The organism is Streptomyces durmitorensis (assembly GCF_023498005.1).
GTDB classification, from domain to species: Bacteria; Actinomycetota; Actinomycetes; order Streptomycetales; family Streptomycetaceae; genus Streptomyces; species Streptomyces durmitorensis.
The window spans coordinates 4,398,981-4,424,442 of record NZ_CP097289.1; the positions used below are offsets into that span (position 1 = coordinate 4,398,981).

A 25,462-nucleotide genomic window follows, 5' to 3' on the forward strand; every position below is an offset into this window, starting at 1 on the left:
GAGTTCGTCCTCAAACGCCGGACGGGCTGAGAATTCAGCCCCTCCGGCGTTTGAGGAGGCCCCCGCGCAGCGGGTTTTCGGGAAGGGGCGGGCTTGGGGAAAATCTCTAGCCCTCACTGGGACTCGGGTCGCCGCTGTCGCTCGGCGGGGGTGTGGAGTTCCCCGGGTCGGACGGCGTCGGTGTCGGGTCCGGTGTCGTCGGGGTCGGGTCCGGGTCCGACGGGGTCGGCGTCGGGTCCGGCGTCGATGGCGTCGGGGTCGGCTTCGGTGGGGTCGGGGTCGGCCGGGGGCCGGGACGCGTCGGGCGTCCCGATCCGTTGCCGTACCCGTCGATCGAGACGATCGCCCCCGACGGGGCGACGGACACCCGTGCGCTCCAGTGGCCCGCCGGCTCCCGCGCATGGTCGACGTACACCCGGATCGTGAACGTCTCCCCCGGCGCGAGCGTCCCGGATGACCGGCTGAGGTAGAGCCAGGACGCCCCCGTACTCGCCGACCAGTGGACCGGCTCGCCCCCCGATGCGGAGAGCGTGATCAGCGTCGTACCGCCGCTCGGCTGCGCCGAGACCGTCAGGCGTCCCGCGCCGGTCCCCGAGCGGGACGGCGGCGACCCGGCGCTGATGACCTCCACGGAGACGTCGGGCGAGCGGCTGCCCGCGGTGAAGCGGGGGTCGGGCGGCGTGTGGGCGTTGCCCGCGTTCTCGTAGTCCTCGCGTCTGCGGTCGCCGTTCATCCCGTCGGCCCCGGACTCGCTCGCGCTGACCGAGCGGCCGTCCTGGCCCTCACCGGTCAGCGGCGCCCCGCGATACGCCGCCCAGAGCGCGAGCACCGGGGCCGCCACCACGGTGGCCACGACCGTCGTCGTCACGGCACGCGCGCGCATCCGGTCCCGGCGCGCGGCGTGGTCCTTGGGGTCCACCGGGAATCCGCGCCGGTCGAAGCGCGGACCGGCGCCCCGCGCACGCGGCACGTGCGCCATCGCCACGTGCACGGCGGCCCGCGGCGCCTCGATGACGGGCAGCGCGGCCGGCGATGCCGCCGTGCCGGGCCAGGCGCCTGATCCGGCGCGCTCGGCGGTGCGGCGGCAGCGCGGGCAGTCGTCGACGTGCCGGACGAGTTCGCGGCGCAGGGCCGTGCCCAGGAGGAGCTGGTTGTCGCCGGTGAGGCGGGCGACGATCGGGCAGGTGCCGGTCTCCACCACGGCGAGCGCGGCGCGGGTGCGCTCCACCTCGCAGGCGGCGGACGCGAGAAGGTCGCGGGTCTTGCCGACGTCCATGCCGACGACCGCGGCGACCTCCTGCGGGGAGAGCTGGTGGCGTACGGCAAGCTCCAGGGCCTCGCGCTGCTCGGGCGTCGTCCCCGCGGCCTCGGGCCAGGCCAGCTGGGCGAGTTCACGGCGTCGCTGCCGCTGCGTCTCGTCCGGCGGCTCGGCGGGCTCGGCGGCCTTCGGGTCGCGGGATGCCGAGCCGGAGGCGTGCGCGCCCTGCCGCTTGCGCTTGGCGTCGGCGAGCGCGCGCAGGCAGACCCAGCGGGCGAGTGCGTACAGCCAGGACTTCAGTTCGGTCTCGGATGCCGGGCCGCGTGAGCCGCGGCGCTCGGCGATGGCGAGCACGTCGCCCAGGGCCGCGGTCGCTGCGTCGTGATCGCAGAGCACGGACAGGCAGTACGTGAACAGACCGTCCAGACAGGGCTCATAGCGTGCGGGCGGCGCCTTCGGCACCGAGCGGGGCACAACGCGCTGGCGCGCGTCACGATGCGCCCGGTGTGCGCCGGTTGCTTGCGTGGGGGATTCCGGCCTGCTGCTCATCACCCGTGCGAAGTTAGGCGGATGATGCCGTGCCCTTCCTCCACCTTGAGCACATTTAATCCTTACGGGTGAACAGATCCCTCAAAAGGGGACAGGAACCCATGATTCCGTGACCCACGCCCCGAGCGATCCGGATCGCGTGCGCCACTGCCACTGCCAGTGCTTGCTTGTCAGTGGTGCCCGCTACGGTTCGGTTCATGGCCACCCGTACGAAGTCCGGCAAAGACCGGCCGTCCTATCGCTGCACCGAGTGCGGCTGGCAGACGGCCAAATGGCTCGGCCGCTGCCCCGAGTGCCAGGCCTGGGGGACGGTCGAGGAGTACGGAGCGCCCGCGGTCCGCACCACCGCCCCCGGCCGCGTCACCTCCTCCGCCCTGCCCATCGGCCAGGTCGACGGCCGCCAGGCCACCGCACGCTCCACCGGAGTGCCCGAGTTCGACCGCGTCCTGGGCGGCGGCCTCGTCCCCGGCGCCGTGGCGCTGCTCGCGGGCGAGCCGGGCGTCGGCAAGTCCACGCTGCTCCTGGACGTCGCGGCGAAGTCGGCGAGCGACGAGCACCGCACGCTCTATGTCACCGGCGAGGAGTCGGCGAGCCAGGTCCGGCTGCGCGCCGACCGCATCAAGGCCATCGACGACCACCTCTATCTGGCGGCGGAGACCGATCTCGCCGCCGTCCTCGGCCACTTGGACGCGGTGAAGCCGTCCCTCCTGATCCTCGACTCGGTCCAGACGATCGCGTCGCCGGAGATCGACGGTGCGCCGGGCGGCATGGCCCAGGTCCGCGAGGTGGCGGGCGCCCTGATCCGCGCGTCCAAGGAGCGCGCGATGTCCACGCTCCTGGTCGGCCATGTCACCAAGGACGGCGCGATCGCGGGCCCCCGCCTTCTTGAGCACCTCGTGGACGTCGTCCTGTCCTTCGAGGGCGACCGCCACGCCCGCCTCCGTCTCGTCCGGGGCGTCAAGAACCGTTACGGGACGACGGACGAGGTCGGCTGCTTCGAACTGCACGACGAGGGCATCACCGGCCTCGCCGACCCCAGCGGCCTCTTCCTCACCCGCCGCACGGAGGCCGTCCCCGGCACCTGTCTGACGGTCACGCTCGAAGGCCGCCGCCCCCTGGTGGCCGAGGTCCAGGCCCTCACCGTCGACTCCCAGATCCCCTCGCCCCGGCGCACCACCTCCGGCCTTGAGACCTCCCGCGTCTCGATGATGCTGGCCGTCCTGGAGCAGCGGGGCCGCATCACCGCGCTCGGCAAGCGCGACATCTACAGCGCGACGGTCGGCGGCGTGAAGCTCTCCGAGCCGGCCGCGGATCTCGCGATCGCCCTCGCCCTGGCCAGCGCGGCCAGCGACACCCCGCTGCCGAAAAATCTCGTCGCGATCGGCGAGGTGGGCCTCGCGGGCGAGGTCAGACGGGTCACGGGAGTCCAGCGCAGGCTGGCCGAAGCGCACCGGCTGGGCTTCACACACGCCCTCGTCCCGGCCGACCCGGGCAAGGTGCCGCCCGGTATGAAGGTCACCGAAGTCGCCGACATGGGGGACGCCCTGCGTGTCCTTCCGAGGTCGCGTCGCAGAGAGGCCCCACGGGAGGACGAAGAGCGCCGGTAGACTTTGCCCTGGTCTCGCCCATCCGTACGAAGTAGACGTACGGACCGGGGCTTGGACAACCCGCGACCCGAGGAGTGCAGTGGCAGCCAACGACCGGGCGTCAGCTCCCGGCAAGCCCGGCGGAAGCTCCGGTGCCGAAGGGCTGATGCGCGCCTCCCTGAGCGCGGTCGCGCCCGGCACGGGCCTGCGCGACGGACTCGAGCGCATCCTCCGCGGCAACACCGGAGGGCTCATCGTCCTCGGCTGGGACAAGACCGTCGAGTCGATGTGCACCGGCGGATTCATCCTGGACGTCGAGTTCACGGCGACGCGCCTGCGCGAGCTCTGCAAGCTCGACGGCGGCATCGTCGTCGACAAGGACATCACCAAGATCCTGCGGGCGGGCGTGCAGCTCGTCCCCGACCCGACGATCCCCACCGAGGAGACGGGCACCCGGCACCGCACCGCGGACCGCGTGTCCAAGCAGGTGGGCTTCCCCATCGTCTCCGTCTCCCAGTCGATGCGCCTCATCGCGCTGTACGTGGACGGGCAGCGCAAGGTCCTGGAGGACTCGGCGGCGATCCTGTCCCGCGCGAACCAGGCCCTCGCGACCCTTGAGCGCTACAAGCTGCGCCTGGACGAGGTGGCGGGCACGCTGTCCGCCCTGGAGATCGAGGACTTGGTGACGGTGCGGGACGTCACCGCGGTCGCCCAGCGTCTTGAGATGGTGCGCCGCATCGCCACGGAGATCGCCGAGTACGTGGTGGAGCTGGGCACGGACGGCCGTCTCCTCGCCCTCCAGCTGGACGAGTTGATCGCGGGCGTCGAGCCCGAGCGCGAACTGGTCGTCAGGGACTACGTACCGGAGCCGACCGCCAAGCGTTCCCGCACGGTCGAGGAGGCGCTCTTCGAGCTGGACGCGCTGAGCCATGCGGAGCTGCTCGAACTGCCCACCGTGGCACGGGCGTTGGGGTACACCGGCTCCCCGGAGGCGCTGGACTCCGCGGTCTCGCCGCGGGGCTTCCGTCTGCTCGCCAAGGTGCCTCGCCTTCCCGGCGCGATCATCGACCGTCTTGTCGAGCACTTCGGGGGGCTGCAGAAGCTGCTCGCTGCGAGCGTCGATGACTTGCAGACGGTGGACGGGGTGGGTGAGGCGCGGGCCCGCAGTGTCCGGGAGGGGCTCTCCCGGCTGGCCGAGTCGTCGATTCTGGAGCGGTACGTCTAGTAGGTCCCGCTGGGTGGGTGGAGGGCTTCCCACCCACCCACCCGATTGCCCCGGTCAGGCCTCTTCGAGCACGAACGAGGTCTTCACCGACCCGAGGCCGGGAGACTTAGCCTCGACGAGATACGTACCCGGCGCCGCGACTCCCGCCGAAGGCGAAGCGCACTGCGGCTCGCTCCCCCGGCCGTCCCACTGGACGGTGTGCGTGACGCGCCCCTCACCCGGCACCCGCAGCAGCAGGCTCCCGCCACCGGCGGGGCAGTCCGCCGAGGACCAGATCTCCTTGTCGCTGTCGGCCTGAGTGATCGTCAGCACCGTCTTCTTGCCGCCGAGATCCACCTTGCAGGACTTGCCCGCGCTGTTCTGGGCGATGAGCTCGAACTTGGGCTTCTCGCCGATCTCGTACGTGTTGTGAATGCTCCGCAGCTTCAACTTCACGTCGCCGCGCACGCAGTTGGGCAGGCTCGACCCCGCGGGCAGCTGTCCGCCCGCACCTCCGCCGCCCTTGGCGCCGTCGTCCGAGCCGCCGGCGCCTCCGCCGGAACCGCCCGAGCCGCCGGACCCCTCGGAGTCACCGTCGCCGCCCGAGCCGCCGGAGCCCGAGCCGCCGTCGCCCTCGTCGTCCGACTCGTCGCGCCCGCCCGGGTGTTCGCTGATGGCGGGCCCGGAGCCGGAAGGTCCTGGCGTGATGGAGGTGGCGGGGCCGGAGCCCGACGGACCGTCGGCGCCGTTCTTCTGGCCCCCACCCCCCAGGGTGAGCACCCACACGACTAGAAGCGCCATCAGCCCGATCAAGGACAGCAGAACGGCCCTCCGACGCCAGTAGATGGTGGAGGGAAGCGGCCCGACCGGATTGCGCAGAGATCCCACGGCCCAAACCTTACGAGAGATCCGCGCCTTGTCCTGCCCCACCCGCCGCCCTGAGCAACAAAGTTTGCGGATCATCATCACGGAACCAAGGACTCCGCTTCTGCACCCCTGTCTTTCGTCAGGGGTCGTAACCGGTCGATCGCCCCATGTGACGATTCGGGCCCACTACGTACCGTCCGTAATCATGGACACCATGGACGACGATCTCTATCGCGATGTCACCGACTTCGCCCACGACACCCCCACCTGGTTCCAGCACCTCGCCGAGGTGTGGACGGAGCTCGGACTGCTGCTCTTCGGCGTGCTCTTCATCGTCGCCTGGTGGCGGGCGCGGCGCGGCGACCCGCGCGCCCTCGCGATAGCTGTGCTCGCGCCCCTCGTCACGGCGGTGGCGTATGTGTGCAGCGAGTTGCTCAAGTCCGCGGTCGACGAGGAGCGCCCGTGCCGGGCCGTCGCCGGGGCGGTCACCTCGATCGTCGAGTGCCCGGCGTACGGCGACTGGTCCTTCCCCAGCAACCACTCGACGATCGCGGGTGCCGCGGCCGTCGGGCTCGCGCTCGCCTGGCCGCGGATCGCAGCGCTCACGCTGCCGATGGCCGTGCTCATGGCGTTCTCGCGGGTCTTCGTGGGCGTGCACTATCCGCATGACGTGCTGGTGGGCCTGCTCCTCGGCGCCGCGCTCGCCTTCATCCTCGTACGTCTGACGACGCGGCCCGTGGCACGGGTGGTCGAGGCGATGCGGGGTTCCTCGACGGGCGTCGTCAGGTGGTTCGCGGGTCCGGGCAGCCCGACGTCGCAGGTGACGTCGCACCGGCGGCCCGCGTCGCACCGCCGCTGAGGCACCGACCGCTCTGGTGTCAGAGCCGCACGAGTCCCGCCTCATAGGCGACGATCGCCGCCTGGACGCGGTTCTTGACCCCGAGCCGGTCGAGGACCGCGCTCACGTACGCCTTGACCGTGCCCTCGACCAGATGGAGCCGGGCGGCGATCTCCGGGTTGGAGAGCCCCTCCCCGACGAGCCCGAGCACTTCGCGCTCGCGCGGGGTGAGGACCGCGGTCCTGGCGCGGGCGTCGGCGCCGCGGACCGTGCGCTGCGCGCCGTAGCCGTCGATGACGTGGCGGGCCACCTTGGGCGAGAGGAAGGCCGCGCCGCCGGCCACCGCGCGTACGCCCGCGATGAGTTCGTGCGGGTCGCCCGACTTCAGCAGGAAGCCGGTGGCTCCGCCGCTCAGCGCCCGCGCGACGTACGCGTCCTCGGAGAAGGTCGTCAGCATCGCGACCGCGGTCCCGGGCACCGTCCGTACGATCTCCTCGCCCGCGGCGAGACCGTCGAGCCCCGGCATGCGGATGTCGAGCAGCGCGACGTCCGGCCGGTGGGCCTGGGCGAGGGCGACGGCCGCCCGCCCGTCACCCGCCTCCGCGACGACCTCGATGTCCTCGCCCGCGCCGAGGATCGCGCGGACGCCCGCGCGGATCATGGCCTCGTCGTCGGCCAGCAGTACGCGGATCACTTCTCCCACTCCTTCTCGTGCTCCCGGACCTCGCCACCGACCCCTGCCTTGGGGATCACGCTCTTCTCCACGACGACGCCTCCCTTGAAACAGACCCTGAAGTGCTCGACGGTGACGAAGAGTTCGCCGCTGGCCCGGTAGTAGCGGCAGTCCGCGCCTTCGGGGGGCGGGGTCGGGGCGCGCTCCTCGGGCGGATCGGAGGCGGCTCTGTCGGGCAGCAGCCGTTCGGCTTCGGCCTGCGGCCTGCCGACCGTGAGCCGGGCGAAGTCGGCCGGTTCGAGGACGGCGTGCGATCTGGAGTACGCGTACCAGGCGAAGGCGCCGCCGACGAGGAGTACCCCGGTGGCCAGGGCGGCCCCGAAGGCCAGCACGGTCAGCCGCCGCGCGTGCGCGAGGGCGGGGGCGGGTGGGGCCGGGCGCGGCTCCGGGGCTCCGTCCTCCGCGGGGAGCCGCGCCACGACCCGGAAGCCGTCGCCGTGCGGTCCGGCGTCGAACGTGCCGCCGAGGTCTTCGACCCTGGCCCGCAGGCCCAGGAGGCCCGAGCGGGCGCCTGGCCCCGAGCCCGGCTCCTTGGCGGGTCCGTTCGTGACGACGACGGCGGCCTTCGTCACCTCGACCGTCACGGGGGCGCCGGGGGCGTGTCTGGCGGCATTGGTCAGGGCTTCCTGGACGACCCGGTAGACGGTCCGCTCGGACTCCGTCCCGGTCGACGTCCCGGTCGACGTCCCGGTCGACTCAGCAGGGTCCTCCTCACCCCCCACGACGAACTGGACCGCCAGCCCCGAATCGGCGGCGCGCTCCACCAGGGCCCGCACGCTCTCGCCCGCCGGGGCGAGCGGCGCGACCTCGTCGCCCTCTTCCCGCAGAAGGCCGATGATCTCGTGCAGCCGGTCCGTGGCGTCCGATGCGGCCACGCGCAGGTCCGCGACGGCGCCGCGGTGCCGTTCCGGCAGATCGGCGGCCACCTGGAGCGCGCCGGCCCGCACCGCGATGAGGCTCAGTTCGTGCCCGAGGGAGTCGTGCATGTCCTGGGCGATGCGGGCCCGTTCCCGCAGCCGGGCCCGGTCGGCGACGATGCGCTGCTCGCGCTCCAGCTGGGCGGCGCGGGACCAGCCGGCGGCGGCGAGTTCGCGGCCCTGGCGGAGGTAGCGGCCCGCGAGCCATGGGAAGACGGCCCCGAAGAGCAGCGTCCCCATGAGCACGAGCCACTCCACGACCGGATCGACCCCGCGTACGACGATCTTGGCTGTCCCCACCAGGGCGACGGCCCCGAAGAGGAGCAGGGCGGGCCTGAGGCGGTCGGCCCTGCGGCCCATGAGCAGGGCGAAGACGGCGAGGGCGGGGCCGTACGAGAGTGTGAACAGGGACGGTGCCGCCGCGAGCTCCAGCCCTGCCGCTGCCGCGAAGGCGACCAGTGGCCTGCGGCGCCAGACGGCTACGGCGAGGCCTAGCACGGCGATTCCTGCGGCCTGCTGCAAGGCCGGGCGGGGCTCGTTCAGCCCCAGTTGGTCCGCCGTCAGGGCGGGCAGGGCGAGGACTGCCCAGAGGAGGGCGTCCTGCCCACGTCTGCTCTTCACTCCCGCGACGCTACTTCCCGGTGGCCCGGGGCCGCCCCTGCCGATCGTCAGGTCCTCGCCCTTGAGCAGCGAACGGCCTCTCCCACCCACCCACCCCTCACCCCGCATTCCCCCTGCCCGAACAAGCCTTTCCCGCCCACCCACCCGATTGCCCCGCGGCGACAGGGGTGGGTGGGGGCGGGGCTCCGCGTCGACGGGAGGTGGAGGGCGGGACCGGCCGGGGGCGGGTGGGTGGCGCGTACAGCAGCAGGGGCGGGTGGGCGCGGGGCTCCGCATCGAGGGTGGGAAGGGTCGGTGGGGAGCATGTACCGCCGTGGGTGGGGGCGGGGCTCCGCGTCGACGGGAGGTGGAGGGCGGGACCGGCCGGGGGCGGGTGGGTGGGGGGCTCCGCGTCGACGGTGGGAAGGGTCGGTGGGGAGCATGTACCGCCGTGAGTGGGAGCTGGGCTCCGCATCGCCGGGACGTGGAGGGCGGGACCGGCCGAGGGCGGGTGGGTGGCGCGTACAGCAGCAGGGGCGGGTGGGCGCGGGGCTCCGTGTCGACGGTGGGAAGGGTCGGTGGGGAGCATGTACCGCCGTGGGTGGGGGCGGGGCTCTGCATCGCCGGGACGTGGAGGGCGGGACCGGCCGAGGGCGGGTGGGTGGCGCGTACAGCAGCAGGGGCGGGTGGGGGCGTACAGGCGGGGAGGGGGTCATAGCTATGGGAGCCCCGGACCCACACGTCCGCAGTCGGCCGCGCTCGTGAGGGGACGTGCCGGTATGTCTGCCCGGAGCACGGTTCCCGGCACTCCGGTGCCGAAGCAACAACACGGCCACCGGACGATAGCGAGGACGGACATACCGGCACGGCCCCGCCCCAAGGCGCAGCCGCAGCCGCACCGCAGAACGAGCGCACCCGCAGCGCGCCACGCCCCCCCCCGGCCGAAACCCGCACCGCCCAGCGCGCCCCCGTCCGAACCCGCACCGCCCAGCGCCCCCCAGCCAAAACCCGCACCCCCCAAGAAGCCCCGCCTGGCCCGCCCTCCGGCGCCCCCGTGGCAGGATCGTCCTGCCATGACTGCGCCCACGAAGCCCATGCCAATGTCAGACAGCCCCGAGCCCGCCGGCGAGGCCCTGCACAGCCCCGTCATCGCCTGGTTCGACGCGAACGCGCGCGACCTGCCGTGGCGGCGGCCCGACGCCGGACCCTGGGGCGTGATGGTCAGCGAGTTCATGCTGCAGCAGACGCCGGTCAGCCGCGTCCTGCCCGTGTACGAGCAGTGGATCGCCCGCTGGCCCCGCCCCGCCGACCTCGCCAAGGAAGCCCCGGGTGAGGCCGTCCGTGCCTGGGGACGCCTCGGCTATCCCCGCCGGGCGCTCCGCCTGCACGGCGCCGCCGTCGCCATAACGGAACGGCACGGCGGCGACGTACCCACCAAGCACGCGCAGCTGCTCGCGCTGCCCGGCATCGGTGAGTACACGGCCGCGGCCGTGGCGTCGTTCGCGTACGGCCAGCGGCATGCCGTCCTCGACACCAACGTGCGGCGGGTGTTCGCGCGCGCCGTCACCGGCGTCCAGTACCCGCCGAACGCCACCACCGCCGCCGAGCGCAAGCTCGCCCGCGCCCTCCTGCCCGAGGACGAGCGCACGGCGTCCCGCTGGGCCGCCGCGTCCATGGAGCTCGGCGCCCTCGTCTGCACCGCCAAGAACGAGAACTGCGCCCGCTGCCCCATCGCGGAGCAGTGCGCGTGGCAGACGGCGGGCAAGCCGCCGCACCAGGGACCGGCGCGCCGCGGCCAGACGTACGCGGGAACGGACCGTCAGGTCCGCGGCAAGCTGCTCGCGGTCCTGCGCGAGGCCGTGGCCCCCGTGCCGCAGGCTGCCCTCGACCGGGTGTGGGACGAGCCCGTGCAGCGGGCCCGCGCACTGGACGGGCTCGTCTCCGACGGACTCGTCGAGCCGCTCCCCGACGGGCTCTACCGCCTGCCCCTCACCTGACGACAGCTGACAACACCTGCCGAGCGACGGCCGAGCGACGGCCGATCCACCACGAATCGCCACCGTTTTACGTCCCGCCTACTTCTGTTACACAACCGACGGCAGGCCGTGCGCCCCCCGCTGGCTGCTCCGCACAGCCTCGTGACAACGCCTCCGTAGCTTCATAGCCGTACCGCACAAGCAGCGGTGGTCGGTGAACGGAGGCGGTCAGGTATGGCGCACGGTGAGGTGCTCGAGTTCGAAGAGTACGTCCGCACTCGGCAGGACGCCCTGCTGCGCAGTGCCCGGCGCCTGGTCCCCGACCCCGTCGACGCCCAGGACCTGCTGCAGACCGCACTCGTGCGGACGTACGGCCGCTGGGACGGCATAGCCGACAAGCGGCTCGCGGACGCCTATCTGCGCCGCGTCATGATCAACACGCGTACGGAGTGGTGGAGGGCCCGCAAGCTCGAAGAGGTCCCCACCGAGCAGCTGCCCGACGCGAGCGTGGAAGACTCCACCGAACAGCATGCGGACCGCGCCCTCCTGATGGACATCATGAAGGTGCTCGCACCCAAGCAGCGCAGCGTCGTCGTGCTGCGACACTGGGAGCAGATGTCCACAGAGGAGACGGCCGCGGCACTCGGCATGTCGGCGGGAACGGTCAAGAGCACACTGCACCGGGCGCTCGCGCGACTCCGCCAGGAGCTGGAGAGCCGGGACCACGAGGAGCCTGCCACCGGCGCGCTCGAACGTGAGGAGCGGGAGCGTTGCGCGGCCTAAGCACCCGGGCTTGCAGGACTGGCAGGACCGGCAGGGCCGGCAGGACCGGCAGGACTGGCAGAACGACGAAGGCGGGGAGTACGGCCGTGGCCGCGCTCGCCGCCATCGGCCTTTTGCTCTCCGCCACCGCCTGCTCGACCGGCGGCTCCGGCGCCCGCGACGAGGGCCCCGGCAACCGCGGCGAGACGGTGATGTCACCGACGCCGTCGCCGACACCCACCGCGACCTCCGAGGCCTCGCCGCCCACCACCACCGAGGCGGTGAAACTCGTGAAGGACGACCCGAAGGTCAGCCAGACGGTCAAGCGCGCCCTGAAGCCCTGCGTCGCCGACGAGTACCCGGTGGACGTCAGTTACGGCAACCTGACCGGAGGATCCGCCTCCGACGTCGTCGTGAACATCATGACCTGCGGCGATGCGGTCGGTACCAGCACTTACGTGTATCGCACCGAGGGCAAGAAGTACGAGAATGTCTTCCAGGACGAGGAGCCACCCGTCTACGCGGAGATCGACCGGGGCGACCTGGTGGTCACCAAGCAGCTGTACGAGAAGGGTGATCCGGTGTCGTATCCGTCCGGCGAGGACGTCATCACGTACGAGTGGGCGGCGAACCACTTCAGGGAGACGGACCGCATCCGCAATCACTACAGCAGCGCGGCGGGCGGCGATGCTCCCGCTCCGACGGAGAACTGAGAGCACCCGATGGCAGAGCACACCCATGTCCTGTTCGTCGAGGACGACGACGTCATCCGCGAGGCGACGCAGCTCGCGCTCGAACGGGACGGATTCGTCGTCACCGCGATGCCCGACGGACTCCAGGGCCTTGAGGCGTTCCGAGCCGACCGGCCCGACATCGCGCTCCTCGACGTGATGGTGCCGGGCCTCGACGGCGTCTCGCTGTGCCGCCGCATCCGCGACGAGTCCACCGTCCCGGTGATCATGCTGTCGGCGCGCGCCGACTCCATCGACGTCGTGCTCGGCCTGGAGGCGGGGGCCGACGACTACGTGACGAAGCCCTTCGACGGCGCCGTCCTCGTGGCCAGGATCCGCGCCGTGCTGCGCCGCTTCGGCCACGCGAGCGGCCCCGACTCGGCGGCGCCCGCCGCGAACGAAGGCGGTTCGCCGGACGGCGGCGTGCTGCACTTCGGCGATCTGGAGATCGACACGGAGGGCATGGAGGTCCGCAAGGACGGCGCTCCGGTGGCCCTGACGCCGACCGAGATGCGCCTGCTGCTCGAATTCTCGTCCGCGCCCGGCACGGTCCTCTCCCGCGACAAGCTCCTTGAGCGCGTGTGGGACTACGGCTGGGGCGGTGACACCCGCGTCGTCGACGTCCATGTGCAGCGGCTGCGCACGAAGGTGGGCCAGGACCGGATCGAGACGGTCCGCGGCTTCGGCTACAAGCTCAAGGCGTGAGCCGCGACGGCATGGCTGATGGCACGGCTGACCGCACGGCTGACCGCATGGCTGACTCCATGGCTGACTCCATGGCAGCTGAACCGCACGTGGTGCATGAACCGCACGTGGTGCATGAACTGAACGTGGCGCATCTCGGGGGACCTATATGAGCAGGGGGACGGTGGCCGCGCTGCGCGCCCGCCTCCGCACGGCGTTCGGCGCGCGCCTGCGCACCGGCGTGCGCTGGAAGATCAGCGCGGCGATCGCGCTGGTCGGCGCGCTTGTCGCGGTGGCGCTGAGCCTGGTGGTGCACAACGCGGCGCGCGTCTCGATGCTCGACAACGCGCGCGACGTGCAGGACGAGCGGATCCAGTACGCCCAGCGGATCTACGAGACGTCCGGGCGCACGGGACAGTTCGGCATGAAGGTCGACGACCCGGAGATGCCCAAGGAGCTCCTGGAGAAGGTGCTCGCCGGGCGCCGCGCGACGTATGTGGAGGACCACTCCAGCGGTGTGCCGGACATCTGGGCCGCGGTGCCGCTGAGCGACGGCCACATCCTGTCGCTGCACACCCGCTTCACCGACCGCAGCGCCACCGTCATGAAGGACCTCGACCAGGCCCTGGTCATCGGCTCCATCTCGGTCGTCTTCGGCGGCTGCGCGCTCGGCGTGCTCATCGGCGGCCAGCTCTCGCGGCGCCTGCGCAAGGCGGCGACCGCGGCGCAGGAGGTCGCGCAGGGGCAGACGGACGTCAACGTACGCGATGCCATCGGCGGCGTCGTACGCGATGAGACCGATGACCTCGCGCGGTCGGTGGACGCGATGGCGGACGCGCTCAAGCAGCGGCTCGAAGCCGAGCGGCGGGTGACGGCGGACATCGCGCACGAGCTGCGTACGCCGGTGACGGGCCTGCTCACGGCGGCCGAACTGCTGCCCCCCGGCCGTCCGACCGAGCTGGTCAGGGACCGCGCGCAGGCGATGCGCACGCTCGTGGAGGACGTACTCGAAGTGGCCCGTCTGGACAGCGCGGCCGAGCGGGCCGAGCTGCAGGACCTGATGCTCGGCGAGTTCGTGACGCGGCGGATCGCGGTGCTCAACTCGGACGTGAGCGTGACGGTGGTGCACGAGTCGGAGGTCACCACCGACCCGCGCCGCCTTGAGCGCATCCTGGGCAACCTCCTCGCCAACGCCGCCAAGCACGGCAAGCCGCCGGTCGAGGTGAGCGTCGAGGGCCGCGTGGTGCGGGTCCGCGACCACGGCCCCGGTTTCCCGGCGGGGCTCCTGGAGGAGGGGCCGAGCCGCTTCCGCACCGGCAGCACGGACCGCGCGGGCGTCGGGCACGGCCTGGGTCTGACGATCGCCGCGGGCCAGGCGAGGGTGCTCGGCGCGAGGCTCACGTTCCGCAACGTGACGCCGGCGGGCGCGGGCCCGGACGACCCGGCGGAGGGCGCGGTGGCAGTCCTCTGGCTCCCGGAACACGCCCCGACGAACACGGGCAGCTTCCCGATGCTGCAGCTGCCGGGCAAGTACAAGTAGCGGCCCGGCCCGCGGCACGCACAGCGCACAGCGCACAGCGCACAGCGCACAGCGCACAGCAACGGGCCCCCGGCACCAGAGTCAGTGCCGGGGGCCCGTTTCAGCCGAGGGAATCAGGGCCGCAGGTCAGACGGCCTCTGCAACCGCGTCCCGCGGACCACGCGCGGCGTCCCCAGCCACGTCCTCGGCCGGCTTGTCGGCCCCGGCCCCAGCCTCGGAACCGGAGTCGGAGTCGGAGCCCTCGGGCCCGGAGTCCTTGGGCCCGGCCCCCCGCAGGGGAACCTCCTTCACGAAGAACGCGGCGATCAGCGCGGCGACCCCGATAACCGCCCCCAGCAGGAACGCCGAGTGCGTACCGGCGGACACAGCATGCTGATACGCGTCCCGCACCGGCGCGGCCAACTGCCGCAGGCTGTCCGCATCCAGTTGCGCGGACTGCTCGGTGACCTTGCCGCCGAGCTCCCCGGCCCGCTCGGACATCGTGTCCTCGACCCGGTGGTTGAAGAGCGCGCCCATGATCGCGACGCCGAACGACGAACCGAGCGTACGGAAGAGCGTGGCCGAGGACGACGCGACGCCCATGTCCTTCATCTCGACGCTGTTCTGCGCGACCAGCATGGTGATCTGCATCAGGCAGCCCATGCCCGCACCGAGCACCGCCATGTAGAGGCCCGACGTGAACCGCGAGGTGTCGGTGTCCATCTGCGACAGCAGGAACAGGCCGAGGACCATCAGTACGGTGCCGACGATCGGGAAGATCTTGTACTTGCCGGTGGAGGTGGTGAACCGGCCCGAGAAGAACGAGACGACCATCATCGAGAGCAGCATCGGAAGCAGCAGCAGACCGGAGTTGGTGGCCGAAGCGCCCTGCACCGCCTGCTGGTAGAGCGGCAGGAACAGCATCGCGCCGAACATCACGAATCCGGTGAGGAAGCCGATCACCGACATCAGGGTGAAGTTGAGGCTGCGGAAGATGTGCAGCGGCAGAATCGGCTCGGCGGCCTTCTTCTGCACGACGACGAAGCTGATGAGCGCGACCACGCCGATCGCGATGAGCTCCATGATCACGGTCGAGGTCCAGGCGTACTCCGTGCCGCCCCACGTGGTGACGAGGACCAGCGAGCTGATGCCCACGGTCAGGAGCGCCGCACCGAGGTAGTCGATCCGTCCCTCTGCCTTCTTCTTCGGCAGGTGCAGCACCGCGGTCACCATGGCGAGCGCGACGGCGCCGAGCGGCAGGTTGATGTAGAAGGCCCAGCGCCAGCCGAGGTGGTCGGTGATGGTGCCGCCGACGAGCGGTCCGCCGATCATGGCGACCGCCATGACGCCGGTCATCATGCCCATGTACTTGCCGCGCTCCCGCGGCGACACGAGCTCACCGATGATCGCCATGACGCCGACCATCAGGCCGCCCGCACCGAGCCCCTGGACCGCGCGGAAGCCGATCAGCTGGCCCATGTCCTGCGCCATTCCGCTGAGCACGGAACCGAGCAGGAAGATCACTATGGAGGTGAGGAAGACGCCCTTGCGGCCGTACATGTCACCGAGCTTGCCCCAGATGGGGGTCGAGGCCGCGGTCGCCAGCATGTACGCGGTGACGACCCACGACAGGTGCTCCATGCCGCCGAGGTCACCGACGATCGTCGGCATCGCGGGGCTCACGATCATGTTGTCGAGCATCGCGAGCAGAATCGTGACCATCAGCGCCATCATCACGACCCGCACGCTGCGCGGCTGTGGCGCTTCCTTCGTCCGATCCGCCGGAGGATCCGTCGACTGCCCGCCCTGCTTCGCCTGCTCCCCCGGCTTTTTCTTGATCTCCGCCATGTTCCCCACTCCCCGGTTACCCCGACTGCCTTCTGGTACTTACTTGCCGACCGGCAAGCTGACTACACTGAGGGAAGCTAGACCCCTAACTAGCCGGGCGTCAAGTAAGTAAAATCGGGTCCAAGGATTCGAGTCGAGGGAGTCGAGGAGCACCGACATGGTCACGGGCACAGGCGCAAGCGCCGGCGCAGGCGCAGGTACGGGTGGGGGTGCGGGCAAGCAGCACCGCCGCGGGGACACCCGCCAGCGCATCCAGGACGTGGCCCTCGAACTCTTCGCCGAGCAGGGCTACGAGAAGACGTCGCTGCGCGAGATCGCGGAGCGTCTGGATGTCACGAAGGCGGCGCTCTACTACCACTTCAAGACCAAGGAGGACATCCTCACCAGCATCTTCGAGGACCTGACCAGGCCCATCGACGAACTGGTGGAGTGGGGCAAGGACCAGCCGCGCACGCTGGAGATCAAGCGGACGATCCTGACCCGCTACAGCGAGATCCTCACGGACGCGTCCCCTCTCTTCCGCTTCATGCAGGAGAACCAGGCGACGATGCGGGACCTGAAGACGGGCGAGACCTTCAAGGACCGCATGCTCAGCCTGCTCGACATCCTCAGGGAGCCGGACTCGCCGATGACGACCCAGGTGCGCTGCTTCAGCGCGCTGTTCACGATGCACGGCGGGATGTTCGTGCTCAAGGACGCCGAAGGCGACCCCGAGGAGAAGCGCAAGGCCATCCTGGAGGTCGCCATCGATCTGGTGACACAGGCGCACGAGGGCGCCTGAGCTGCTGCTGGGTCAGACGGTGACGCCGTTGGAGCGCAGGAACGCGACCGGGTCGACCGCCGAGCCGTAGTTCGGGGTCGTACGGATCTCGAAGTGCAGGTGCGGGCCGCTGGAGTTGCCGGTGTTGCCGGAGGCGGCGATGTGCTGGCCGGTGGCGACGCTCTGGCCGACGCGCACGTCGATCTTCGACAGGTGGGCGTACTGCGAGTACGTGCCGTTGTCGTGCTTGATCACGACGGCGTTGCCGTACGCGGGACCGTCACCGGCGCCGTTGCCGCCGGCCTTGACGACGGTGCCGTTGTGCACGGCCTCGACGGAGGTGCCGATGGACACCGCGAAGTCCTGGCCGGAGTGCTTGCTGGACCACATGTTGCCGCCGAGCCCGAAGGACGCGGAGAGCGTGTACTTGTCGACCGGGTCCTGCCAGGAGACGGCCTTCTTGGCGGCGGCCTGCTGAGCCTTGGTGGCGGCCTTGGCCTGCGCGTTCGCCTGCGCCGACACGGAGTTGGCGGAGACGCCGGGCAGCGCGCCGCTCTTGGTGTCCGCAGCGGCCGCGATCCCGGAACCGAGAACTGCCGATGCTCCGAGCCCGAGGCCCGCGACGGTGACGACGGCCGTCCGCGTACGCAGCGTACGGAGCAAGGACAGGCCGGAATGGTGGGACGTGGCGCGCTTCGACATGGCGGATGACCTCCGTGATGGGGAGCGTGCGGCATGCGGCGCATGCCGGGCTTCGTGTGACGTGCGGTGCACGCCGGATTTCGGCTGGCGTGCGGTGCACGCCGGGGCTTCGTGTGTCGTGCGGTGCACGACGGGCACAAAGGGACCCGGCACACGCAGCACTGCGTCCCGCCGGGTTGGCCATCCCTTGGTAACCCGCACCCCACCCCTCGCCCAAACCCCCCATCTACTACCGAAAGCCGTAGCTCCCCGACCGACTTTCTCCTCCTTGACACCCCCAAATTCCGACAATTCCCCCTTCAACCACTTGCCGGATTTAGCCGCCGAGGTCAGGTTTAACCCCACTCCAGGAAGACCCCTCGGGCCAGCACTGGCCCCGGCCGGACCCCCGGCCCCCTGACGCGCCGAAGGTCCCGGAGGTTGCGGACCGAAGGTCCCCTCCCCCCTCCCGAACGCCGCCACTATTCCGCCTAGTACCGGACATAACGCCTGTGCGTCATGTCACCGGCCCCCGAGATCCACAACCTCCGGAATGTGACCGGCACTACGCTGCGGCGCATGGATCCCGCGGTCATAGGCGCCCGGCTCGCCTCGGGCGTCGTAGCCCCTCTGATCAAGAAACTGTTCGTACGGGAGGGACCGGGCGCGGGCCTGGTGGACAGGCCTGTGCGGCTGTCGGGTCTGGTGTCTTTCCGGGGCGAGAAGCGGACGCTGGACGAGAAGGACTTCCGCAAGCTCGTGGTCGAGCTGACGCGCCGCGCGGCACGTGAGGCCGGGGAGAGCCGGGAGGCCGGGGAGACCCACGAGGCCGGGGAGACCCGCGAGCCGCCGACGGGCAGCATCGAGACGGAAGCCGTCGCCGATGCCCTGGAGCGGACCCTGTACGCGCTGGCGGATCTGGACCTCAGCGACGTCGAAGCGGTACGCCTCGGCCAGGGACCACTGGCCACCAAGCTCTACGACCAGGCGGGCGGCTCCCGGCTCACACGGCCCCTCAGCCAGAACTCGGCGTCCCTCTATATCCGGCTCCTGGACAGCGCCTGCCTCCACATCCTGCACTTCCTCACGCAGCGCTCCACGTTCATCGCCCGCTCGCTGGTCGAGCAGAGCAGGCAGCTGGACGAGCTGATCACCCGCACCGACGTCCTCATCCAGCGCGTCGGCTCCCAGTCCGCACAGGACGCGGGTTTCGAGGGGCGCTACGAGGCGTACGTCGCGAAGAAGCACAGCCACCTGACGATCTACGGCATCGATCTCAACGAGTGCCGCGACTGGCCCCTGGACACGGCCTATCTGAGCCTGCGGGCGTCCCGCAGCGCGGAACACCAGCAGGTCTCGGACGACGCCTTCGCGACGGGGAGCCACGAGGGGGCAATCGTGTCCGGCGGCCGCCGGGCACCTTCCCCCGTCGAGGGAGTGTTCGCGGGCACCGACCGCGTCCTGCTGCGCGGCGCCGCCGGTTCCGGCAAGACCACCCTGGTGCAGTGGCTCGCGGTCACCACCGCCCGCCAGGACCGGCTCACGGGCGACCTCGCCCACCTCATCGGACGCGTGCCCTACGTCCTGCCCCTGCGCACCCTCACGCGCGGCGGCGCCTCCTTGCCCACCCCCGCGGACTTTCTCGGGGCGGTAGGCAATCCGCTCGCCGGCGCCCAGCCCACCGGCTGGACGGACCGCGTCCTGTCCGCCGGCCGCGGCCTCCTGCTGATCGACGGCATCGACGAGGTCCCCGAGGAGGAACGCGAACGCACCCGGCGCTGGCTCTCCGACCTCCTCACCGCCTACCCGGGAAACCTGTGGCTGGTCACCTCGCGCCCCTCGGCCGTACGCGAGGACTGGCTCGGCGGGGAGGACTTCACCGACCTCACGCTCTCCCAGATGGGCCGCGAGAACATCGGCGTCTTCATCCGCCGCTGGCACGAGGCGGCCGGAGCCGACGCCGCACTGGGCGAGGCCCTCCTGAGCGCCGTACGTACCAAACAGGACCTGGGCCGCCTCGCCACCAACCCCCTGATGTGCGCCCTCATGTGCGCGCTGCACCGCGAGCGCCGCGGCTTCCTGCCGCGCGGCAGGAAGGCCCTCTACGACGCGGCGCTCTCCATGCTCCTGGAACGCCGTGACCGCGAACGCGACATGGCCGTGGAGCTGGACGAGGAGTCCCAGATCGAGCTCCTGCAGAAGCTCGCGTACTGGCTGATCCGCAACGGCCGCGCGGAGATGGACCACACGGACGCCGTGCACCAGCTGGAACGCCTGCTGCCGTCCATGCCGTACGTCGCCGAGCAGGGCCAGGCCGAGGACATCCTGCGCCATCTGCTCGTACGGTCGGGTCTCCTGCGCGAACCGGGCCCGGGAGCAGTGGACTTCGTGCACCGCACCTTCCAGGACTACCTGGGCGCGCGTGCGGCGGTGGAGGAGCGCGACTTCGACCTGCTGCTGCGGCACGCGCACCTCGACCAGTGGGAGGACGTCGTACGCATGGCGGTCGCCCACGCCCGCCCGGACGAGCGGGTGAGGTTGCTGCGGGGCGTCATGAAACGCGGGGACAAGGAGCCCGAACACCGCGTACGGCTGCATCTGCTCGCCATGGCCTGCCTGGAGCACGCGGCGAAGCTGGATCCCGAGGTGCGGGGGAAGGTGGAGCGGCGGGCGGGGGAGCTGATTCCGCCGCGGACCTACTCGGAAGCGCGCAAGCTGTCCGAACTCGGGCCCATCTTGTTGGAGTTACTACCGGGGCCCGAAGGCGTGCAGGACGGAACAGAGGCGGCCTTGGTGGTCAGCGCAGCAGCCCAGATGGGCGGGGACGCGGCACTCTCCTACTTGGTGAAGTACCGGCACCAAGAGGATCCCGCGGTCCGCTTCCAACTGGGTTCGCACTGGGACCGGTTCGACACGGAGACCTACGCCCAGCAGATCATCGGCCACCTGCACGGCGAGGCCGTCTCGACGATCACCGTCCGTTCCGCGGCCGAGCTCTCCGCACTGAGCCGCATGGGCGGCCACAGGGGCGTCGACCTCACGGGCGACTTCACGAGAAGCCAGATCATGGAAGCCCTCGACGAGGTCCGCCTCGAGCACCTCACCCTCACCGACAACGCCGTGATCGACGACCTGGAGTTCGTCGGCCGGTTCAGGAACCTGAAGCGCCTCAGCCTGAGGTCGTGCTCCGGCGTCTCTTCCCTCGCCCCGGTGACCGGGCTCCCCCTGAAAGAGCTGGTGCTCTTCAACCTTCCACTGCTGCAAGACCTCAGCCCGATAAGAGAGTTCGACCAGCTCACCATGGTCAGCGCGCGAGCCGAGTCAGAGTGCCCGGTCCTCGATCTCATACCGCGCGAGGCCCCGCTGGAGTGCGTCTTCCCGCCCCGGAACACCGTCGGTCTCACGGCCCTCAGGAACTTCCCGTCTCTCACCCAGCTCGGCCTGGAACTCGAAGTCCCGATCAACGAAGAGGACTGGCGGGCGATCGCGACCCTGACCCACCTGACCTACCTGAGCATGAGCCCGCATGAGCTGGCGAGCCTGGCCGCCACCGGAGTTCAGCTGCACGCGGTGAGCCAGGTCTCGATCATGGCTCGCGGCGCCGAGTGCGACCTGCGGCAGGTCGTCACGGCGTTCCCCTCGATGACCCATCTGCACCTGTACGAGCCGATGGCCCTCGAACTCACCCCGCTGCGTGGGCACTCCCGGCTGAAACGGGTGACGGTGGTGGAAGCTCTTGCCACCCCCGACCCCGCCCAACTGCCCGACTCCGTGCAGCTGACCGTCGACGGCCGCCCGGTCCCGCGCACGTGACCACCCATTACGCTCACGCCCATGGATCCCACGGCCATAGGCTCCGTCACCCGACTCGCGTCGAGCGTCATCACCCCTCTGGTCAAGCGGCTGTTCGTACGTGAGGGACCCGGCGCGGACCTGGTGGAACACCCCGTGCGACTGTCGGGGCTCGTGTCCTTCCGGGGCGAGAAACGGAAGCTGACCGACAAGGATCTGGCGAGGCTTGCGGCGGAACTGGTGCGCCAGGCCGTACGGACCTCCGGCGAGCGCGCCGTCCCCGCCGACGAGGAGCAGGCCGTCACCGACGCCCTGGCCCGCACCCTCCACTCCCTGGGCGACCTCACCCTCACGGACGCCCAGGCGGTCGAGCTCGGCCACAACGCCCTCGCCCTGCGCCTGCGCCGGGCGAGCGGCAACCCGGACCGTGACCTGTCGGCGGACGCCGCGTACTTCTACGACCGTCTGCTCGACACGACCTGCCTGCACATCCTGCATTTCTTCACGCAGCGGTCGGCCTTCGTGGCCAGGACGCTGGTGGAGCAGAGTCGTCGACAGTCCGAACTGATCGCCAAAATAGATGAGTTGATTGCCCGCAACCCCCTCCCCGGTGCGGAGGACGTGGCCTTCGAGCAGCGGTATCTCGCGTACGTCGAGAAGAAGCACGGGAAGCTGACGATCTTCGGGATCGATCTGGCGAACTCGCCGGGGCGGTGGCCGCTGGATGCGGCGTACATGTCGCTGGAGGCCACGGGGGGCTCCTGGCCGGTCCACATGCCCGCCAGGGAGGCGGCCCACGGCTTTTCGCTGGAGGGGGACGAGTTCGAGCGGTGGGTGAGCGAGGTGAAGCACATCGCCGCCGCCCCTCGCCCCGCCGATCAAGCCATGGCCACCCACGAACGCGTCCTCCTGCGGGGCGAGGCCGGTTCCGGCAAGACCACACTCGTCCAGTGGCTGGCGGTCAGCGCCGCGCGCTCCGCACCGGACGACGAGCGCATGACGTACCTCTACGACCGCATCCCCTTCGTGCTCCCCCTGCGCACCCTCACCCGCCACGGCGAGCGCCTCCCCGCCCCCAAGGACTTCCTCTCCGCGGTCGACTCCCCGCTGGCCGGCACGCAGCCCAGGGGCTGGGAGTCCCGCGTCCTCACGGCGGGGCGCGCCCTGGTCCTGGTGGACGGCATCGACGAGATCCCCGACACCGAGCGCTCCCGCACCCGCACCTGGCTCAGCGACCTGATCGACGCCTACCCCGGCAACCGCTGGCTGGTCACGTCCCGCCCCTCGGCCGTACGCGAGGACTGGCTCACCGAGGAGGGCTTCGCCGAGCTCACGCTCTCCCCGATGAGCCCCACGGACGCGGCGGCCTTCATCAGCCGCTGGCACGTGGCCGCACGCACGGGTGCGGCGGACGAGGACGCCGCGCTCGTCTCGTACGAGAGTCAGCTCCTGGACGCGGTGCACGCGAAGCCCGACCTCGGGCTCCTGGCCACCAACCCCCTGATGTGCGGTCTGATCTGCGCGCTGCACCGCGACCGCAGAGGTTTCCTCCCCCTCGGCCGCAAGGATCTCTACACGGCGGCCCTGTCCATGCTCCTGATCCGCCGCGACCGCGAGCGGCACATGGACGTACCCGACCTGCGGGAGGAGCCGCAGCTGCAGCTGCTCCAGCGCCTCGCCTACTGGCTGATCCGCAACGGCCGCCAGACGATGGACCGTTCGCGAGCGGAGGCGATCGTCGCGGACGCGCTCCCCTCGGTCCCGGAGGCGGCCACGCTCGGCGACGCGAAGGAGGTCTTCGCGCACTTCCTCCACCGCAGCGGCCTGCTCCGCGAACCGGCCCCGGGCACGGTCGACTTCATCCACCGCACGTTCCAGGACTTCCTGGGCGCGCGGGCGGCGGTCGACGAGGGCGACTTCGGCGTGCTGGCGCGCCACGCGGCGGACGACCAGTGGGAGGACGTCATCCGCATGGCGGTGGCGCACGCCCGCCCTCGCGAACGCGCCGCATTCCTCGGCGAGTTGCTGGAGTTCGGGGACACACGCTCCGAGGATCGGGCACGGGTTCGAGTGCACCTGCTCGCGGCGGCCTGCCTGGAGCACGCGGCCGAGCTGGATCCCGCGGTGCGGGAGCAGGTGGAGCGACGTCTGGCCGAGGTGATTCCGCCCCGGAGCCCGGAGGCCGCCCGCGAGCTCGCGGCGGTCGGCCCCATGGTCCTCGACCTGCTGCCGGGCCCGAACGGCCTGGACGACGAGGCGGCCGGTCACGTCGCGATCACCGCGACGAGCATCCCGTCCGACGCCGCGATCCCCTTCCTCGCACGCTTCGCGCGCCACCCGGCGCTGTCCGTGCACAGCCAGCTCATGTGGGGATGGAGTCGCTACGACTGCCGCAGGTACGCGGAACAGGTGATCTCTCAACTCGACAACGGGGAGACCTACTTCACGATCCGCGGCGACGACCAGGTCATGGAGCTCGAACGACTGGGGATCCGCCCCAGGCTCCTGGACATCCGGGGCACCGTCTCCCCCGCAGCCGCTTCCCGCCTGCTCACGTCCTGCGCCCCCACGTTCCTCTCGCTCAGGGTGCCGCCTTCGCAGCTCACTCCCGAGGCGCTCCGGGCGCTGGGCGAACTGGATCAGCTGCGCCTCATGGAGATCATCGAGCCCTGGAGCCTGGACCTGTTCCCCGCCGAGGCCCCGCTGCGCACGCTGGCCCTCTCCGGATCCGCTCGCGTGGCGCGCGATCTGCACCGCATGGACAGATGGCCGGAGCTGGAGTGGGTCATCTTCGGCGACAAGGACGGTCCGCGCGCACCCGCTGTCTGGGAGGCCCTCGCACGACTCCCACGCCTCATCCGGCTGGACCTGACATCCGGCAACCTCGCCGCCGTGCCGGACGGACTTGCCCTGCCCGGCGTGACCGAGCTGTCCCTGCTGCACAAAGGCGGCGCCTGGACGGCGGCGGCATCCCGCGTCAGCGAAATCCTGCCGGGCCTCACGCACATGTCCGTGTACGGGCACACCGGCCAGGAGAGATTCACGGTCGCCCCCTTGGCGAGTCTCACCGCCTTGCGACACCTGGCGGTCTCCACCGCTCAGGTGTCAGACCTCGACGCGCTCCCTTCGCACATCGAAGTGCGCGACATCCGCCCCTTGGCCGATTGAGCTGAAACCAGACCACCCACCACCCCCCTCCCCAAATAGGCCAACACCTGCCCTATTGGACGCCTAGCGTCGGACGCTCCCCGTTGTTCAACTGTCCGATGAAGGCCGCAAGGAGCGAACGATGAGTCACCTCACCAACGCCCAGCCCGACGGCACCCCCACCTGGATCGACCTCCGCGTCGCCGAGTACGACCGCACCCTGGAGTTCTACGGCGCGCTCTTCGGCTGGGAGTACGCCGAGGAACCCACGTCGGCCGGCGGGCGGCGCAACGCGACGTGCCTGCTGCACGGAAAGCCGGTCGCGGCCATCACTCAGGCCCCGGCCACCACAGGCTTCGGCTGGACCATGTACATCGCCACCGCCGACTGCGACGGAACCGCGAAACGCATCGCCGATGCGGGCGGCACCCTGCTGGAGGAGCCGGTGGACGTCATGGCGGGCGGCACCCTGCTGGAGGAGCCGGTGGACGACATGGCGGGCGGCGCCCGCGTGGCCGTCGCCGAGGACTCCGTGGGCGCCCGCTTCGGCCTCTGGCAGGCCCGCACGCGCATCGGCTGCGAGATCGTGAACGAACCGGGCTCGCTGGTCCGCAACGACCTGCTCACCCCGACCCCCGGCCCGGCCCGAGCGTTCTACTCGGCGGTCTTCGGCTACACCCTGGACCTCAACGACGTCATGCCGGAAGCGGACTTCACCTTCCTGCGCCGCCCCGACGGCCACGAGATCGGCGGAATCTTCGGTATCCCAAAGCCCTCCACCCCCACCCCCGCCTCAACCCCCACATCCGCCTGGGCCACCACCTTCGAGGTGGCCGACACAGACGCGGTGGCCCAACAAGCCACCGCATCCGGCGGCACGTCCACCACCCCCGAGGACATCCCGTACGGCCGGATCGCCACGATCACCGACCCCAACGGCAACGAGTTCTCCGTCATCACAAGGCCCTGAACAACACCCTGAACAAGGCCCTGAACAAGGCCCTGAGCTG

Annotated in this window: 18 protein-coding genes; 12 read left to right on the top strand and 6 right to left on the bottom strand. The window is 71.0% G+C overall.

Annotation, left to right across the window (positions count from 1 at the left end; translation table 11 throughout):
* Window positions 1–106: 106 nt before the first annotated feature.
* A complete protein-coding gene (locus M4V62_RS19730) occupies window positions 107–1,807 on the bottom strand; it encodes a BACON domain-containing protein (RefSeq protein WP_425575304.1) in 1,701 nt (566 codons plus the stop codon).
* Window positions 1,808–2,004: 197 nt separating this feature from the next.
* On the opposite strand from M4V62_RS19730, the gene radA reads away from it, so the two are divergent.
* Window positions 2,005–3,414: a DNA repair protein RadA gene (radA, locus tag M4V62_RS19735; protein ID WP_249588569.1), complete on the top strand. Its 1,410-nt coding sequence runs from the start codon at window positions 2,005–2,007 to the stop codon at window positions 3,412–3,414.
* Window positions 3,415–3,493: 79 nt separating this feature from the next.
* The gene (disA, locus tag M4V62_RS19740; protein WP_249588570.1) at window positions 3,494–4,618 is read left to right on the top strand and encodes a DNA integrity scanning diadenylate cyclase DisA; all 1,125 of its coding nucleotides are present in this window, start codon (window positions 3,494–3,496) and stop codon (window positions 4,616–4,618) included.
* Window positions 4,619–4,672: 54 nt separating this feature from the next.
* On the opposite strand, the gene M4V62_RS19745 is transcribed toward disA, so the two are convergent.
* A complete protein-coding gene (locus M4V62_RS19745; RefSeq protein WP_249588571.1) occupies window positions 4,673–5,485 on the bottom strand; it encodes a hypothetical protein in 813 nt (270 codons plus the stop codon).
* Window positions 5,486–5,669: 184 nt separating this feature from the next.
* Here M4V62_RS19745 and M4V62_RS19750 point away from each other — a divergent pair, with 184 nt between their 5' ends.
* Entirely contained in the window at window positions 5,670–6,323 is a 654-nt protein-coding gene (locus M4V62_RS19750) for a phosphatase PAP2 family protein (RefSeq protein WP_249588572.1), read from the top strand.
* A gap of 19 nt (window positions 6,324–6,342) precedes the next feature.
* Here M4V62_RS19750 and M4V62_RS19755 read toward each other — a convergent pair whose 3' ends face one another.
* Both M4V62_RS19755 and M4V62_RS19760 read right to left on the bottom strand, forming a co-directional pair.
* Entirely contained in the window at window positions 6,343–6,996 is a 654-nt protein-coding gene (locus tag M4V62_RS19755) for a response regulator transcription factor (protein WP_249588573.1), read from the bottom strand.
* A complete protein-coding gene (locus M4V62_RS19760; RefSeq protein ID WP_249588574.1) occupies window positions 6,993–8,573 on the bottom strand; it encodes a sensor histidine kinase in 1,581 nt (526 codons plus the stop codon). Before M4V62_RS19760 ends, M4V62_RS19755 begins: the two co-directional genes overlap by 4 nt.
* A 1,052-nt stretch (window positions 8,574–9,625) precedes the next feature.
* On the opposite strand from M4V62_RS19760, the gene M4V62_RS19765 reads away from it, so the two are divergent.
* The 5 genes from M4V62_RS19765 (at window position 9,626) to cseC (ending at window position 14,245) form a co-directional block, all read left to right on the top strand.
* On the top strand, window positions 9,626–10,549 hold the full coding sequence (locus M4V62_RS19765) for an HhH-GPD family protein (protein WP_283779098.1): 924 nt from the start codon (window positions 9,626–9,628) through the stop codon (window positions 10,547–10,549).
* A gap of 213 nt (window positions 10,550–10,762) precedes the next feature.
* The gene (locus tag M4V62_RS19770; RefSeq protein WP_249588576.1) at window positions 10,763–11,311 is read left to right on the top strand and encodes a SigE family RNA polymerase sigma factor; all 549 of its coding nucleotides are present in this window, start codon (window positions 10,763–10,765) and stop codon (window positions 11,309–11,311) included.
* Entirely contained in the window at window positions 11,299–12,003 is a 705-nt protein-coding gene (locus M4V62_RS19775) for a hypothetical protein (RefSeq protein WP_425575116.1), read from the top strand. Before M4V62_RS19770 ends, M4V62_RS19775 begins: the two co-directional genes overlap by 13 nt.
* A gap of 9 nt (window positions 12,004–12,012) precedes the next feature.
* Entirely contained in the window at window positions 12,013–12,726 is a 714-nt protein-coding gene (cseB, locus tag M4V62_RS19780; RefSeq protein ID WP_249588578.1) for a two-component system response regulator CseB, read from the top strand.
* A gap of 148 nt (window positions 12,727–12,874) precedes the next feature.
* Window positions 12,875–14,245 carry a two-component system sensor histidine kinase CseC gene (cseC, locus tag M4V62_RS19785; protein WP_249588579.1) on the top strand — a complete coding sequence of 457 codons (1,371 nt, stop codon included), beginning with the start codon at window positions 12,875–12,877 and terminating at the stop codon, window positions 14,243–14,245.
* 126 nt (window positions 14,246–14,371) lie between these two features.
* Here cseC and M4V62_RS19790 read toward each other — a convergent pair whose 3' ends face one another.
* Window positions 14,372–16,072 (bottom strand): MDR family MFS transporter, encoded by a 1,701-nt coding sequence (locus M4V62_RS19790; protein WP_249588580.1) that lies wholly within the window; start codon window positions 16,070–16,072, stop codon window positions 14,372–14,374.
* A gap of 157 nt (window positions 16,073–16,229) precedes the next feature.
* On the opposite strand from M4V62_RS19790, the gene M4V62_RS19795 reads away from it, so the two are divergent.
* On the top strand, window positions 16,230–16,853 hold the full coding sequence (locus M4V62_RS19795; protein WP_249588581.1) for a TetR/AcrR family transcriptional regulator: 624 nt from the start codon (window positions 16,230–16,232) through the stop codon (window positions 16,851–16,853).
* Window positions 16,854–16,865: 12 nt separating this feature from the next.
* Here M4V62_RS19795 and M4V62_RS19800 read toward each other — a convergent pair whose 3' ends face one another.
* Window positions 16,866–17,534 (bottom strand): M23 family metallopeptidase, encoded by a 669-nt coding sequence (locus tag M4V62_RS19800; RefSeq protein ID WP_249588582.1) that lies wholly within the window; start codon window positions 17,532–17,534, stop codon window positions 16,866–16,868.
* 558 nt (window positions 17,535–18,092) lie between these two features.
* Between M4V62_RS19800 and M4V62_RS19805 the strand changes: the two genes are divergently transcribed.
* The 3 genes from M4V62_RS19805 (at window position 18,093) to M4V62_RS19815 (ending at window position 25,422) form a co-directional block, all read left to right on the top strand.
* The gene (locus M4V62_RS19805) at window positions 18,093–21,326 is read left to right on the top strand and encodes an NACHT domain-containing protein (RefSeq protein WP_249588583.1); all 3,234 of its coding nucleotides are present in this window, start codon (window positions 18,093–18,095) and stop codon (window positions 21,324–21,326) included.
* 21 nt (window positions 21,327–21,347) lie between these two features.
* Window positions 21,348–24,473, top strand: a complete 3,126-nt coding sequence (locus tag M4V62_RS19810) for an NACHT domain-containing protein (RefSeq protein ID WP_249588584.1) — start codon at window positions 21,348–21,350, stop codon at window positions 24,471–24,473.
* A 121-nt stretch (window positions 24,474–24,594) separates the two neighbouring features.
* Window positions 24,595–25,422: a VOC family protein gene (locus M4V62_RS19815; protein ID WP_249588585.1), complete on the top strand. Its 828-nt coding sequence runs from the start codon at window positions 24,595–24,597 to the stop codon at window positions 25,420–25,422.
* The last annotated feature ends 40 nt before the right edge of the window (window positions 25,423–25,462 follow it).

Bases quoted from the DNA above. Each gene is read 5' to 3' on its own strand.
- M4V62_RS19730 (WP_425575304.1), bottom strand. From the start codon at position 1,807: ATGAGCAGCAGGCCGGAATCCCCCACGCAAGCAACCGGCGCACACCGG.
- radA (WP_249588569.1), top strand. From the start codon at position 2,005: ATGGCCACCCGTACGAAGTCCGGCAAAGACCGGCCGTCCTATCGCTGC.
- M4V62_RS19750 (WP_249588572.1), top strand. From the start codon at position 5,670: ATGGACACCATGGACGACGATCTCTATCGCGATGTCACCGACTTCGCC.
- M4V62_RS19765 (WP_283779098.1), top strand. From the start codon at position 9,626: ATGACTGCGCCCACGAAGCCCATGCCAATGTCAGACAGCCCCGAGCCC.
- M4V62_RS19770 (WP_249588576.1), top strand. From the start codon at position 10,763: ATGGCGCACGGTGAGGTGCTCGAGTTCGAAGAGTACGTCCGCACTCGG.
- cseB (WP_249588578.1), top strand. From the start codon at position 12,013: ATGGCAGAGCACACCCATGTCCTGTTCGTCGAGGACGACGACGTCATC.
- cseC (WP_249588579.1), top strand. From the start codon at position 12,875: ATGAGCAGGGGGACGGTGGCCGCGCTGCGCGCCCGCCTCCGCACGGCG.
- M4V62_RS19790 (WP_249588580.1), bottom strand. From the start codon at position 16,072: ATGGCGGAGATCAAGAAAAAGCCGGGGGAGCAGGCGAAGCAGGGCGGG.
- M4V62_RS19795 (WP_249588581.1), top strand. From the start codon at position 16,230: ATGGTCACGGGCACAGGCGCAAGCGCCGGCGCAGGCGCAGGTACGGGT.
- M4V62_RS19800 (WP_249588582.1), bottom strand. From the start codon at position 17,534: ATGTCGAAGCGCGCCACGTCCCACCATTCCGGCCTGTCCTTGCTCCGT.
- M4V62_RS19805 (WP_249588583.1), top strand. From the start codon at position 18,093: ATGGATCCCGCGGTCATAGGCGCCCGGCTCGCCTCGGGCGTCGTAGCC.
- M4V62_RS19810 (WP_249588584.1), top strand. From the start codon at position 21,348: ATGGATCCCACGGCCATAGGCTCCGTCACCCGACTCGCGTCGAGCGTC.
- M4V62_RS19815 (WP_249588585.1), top strand. From the start codon at position 24,595: ATGAGTCACCTCACCAACGCCCAGCCCGACGGCACCCCCACCTGGATC.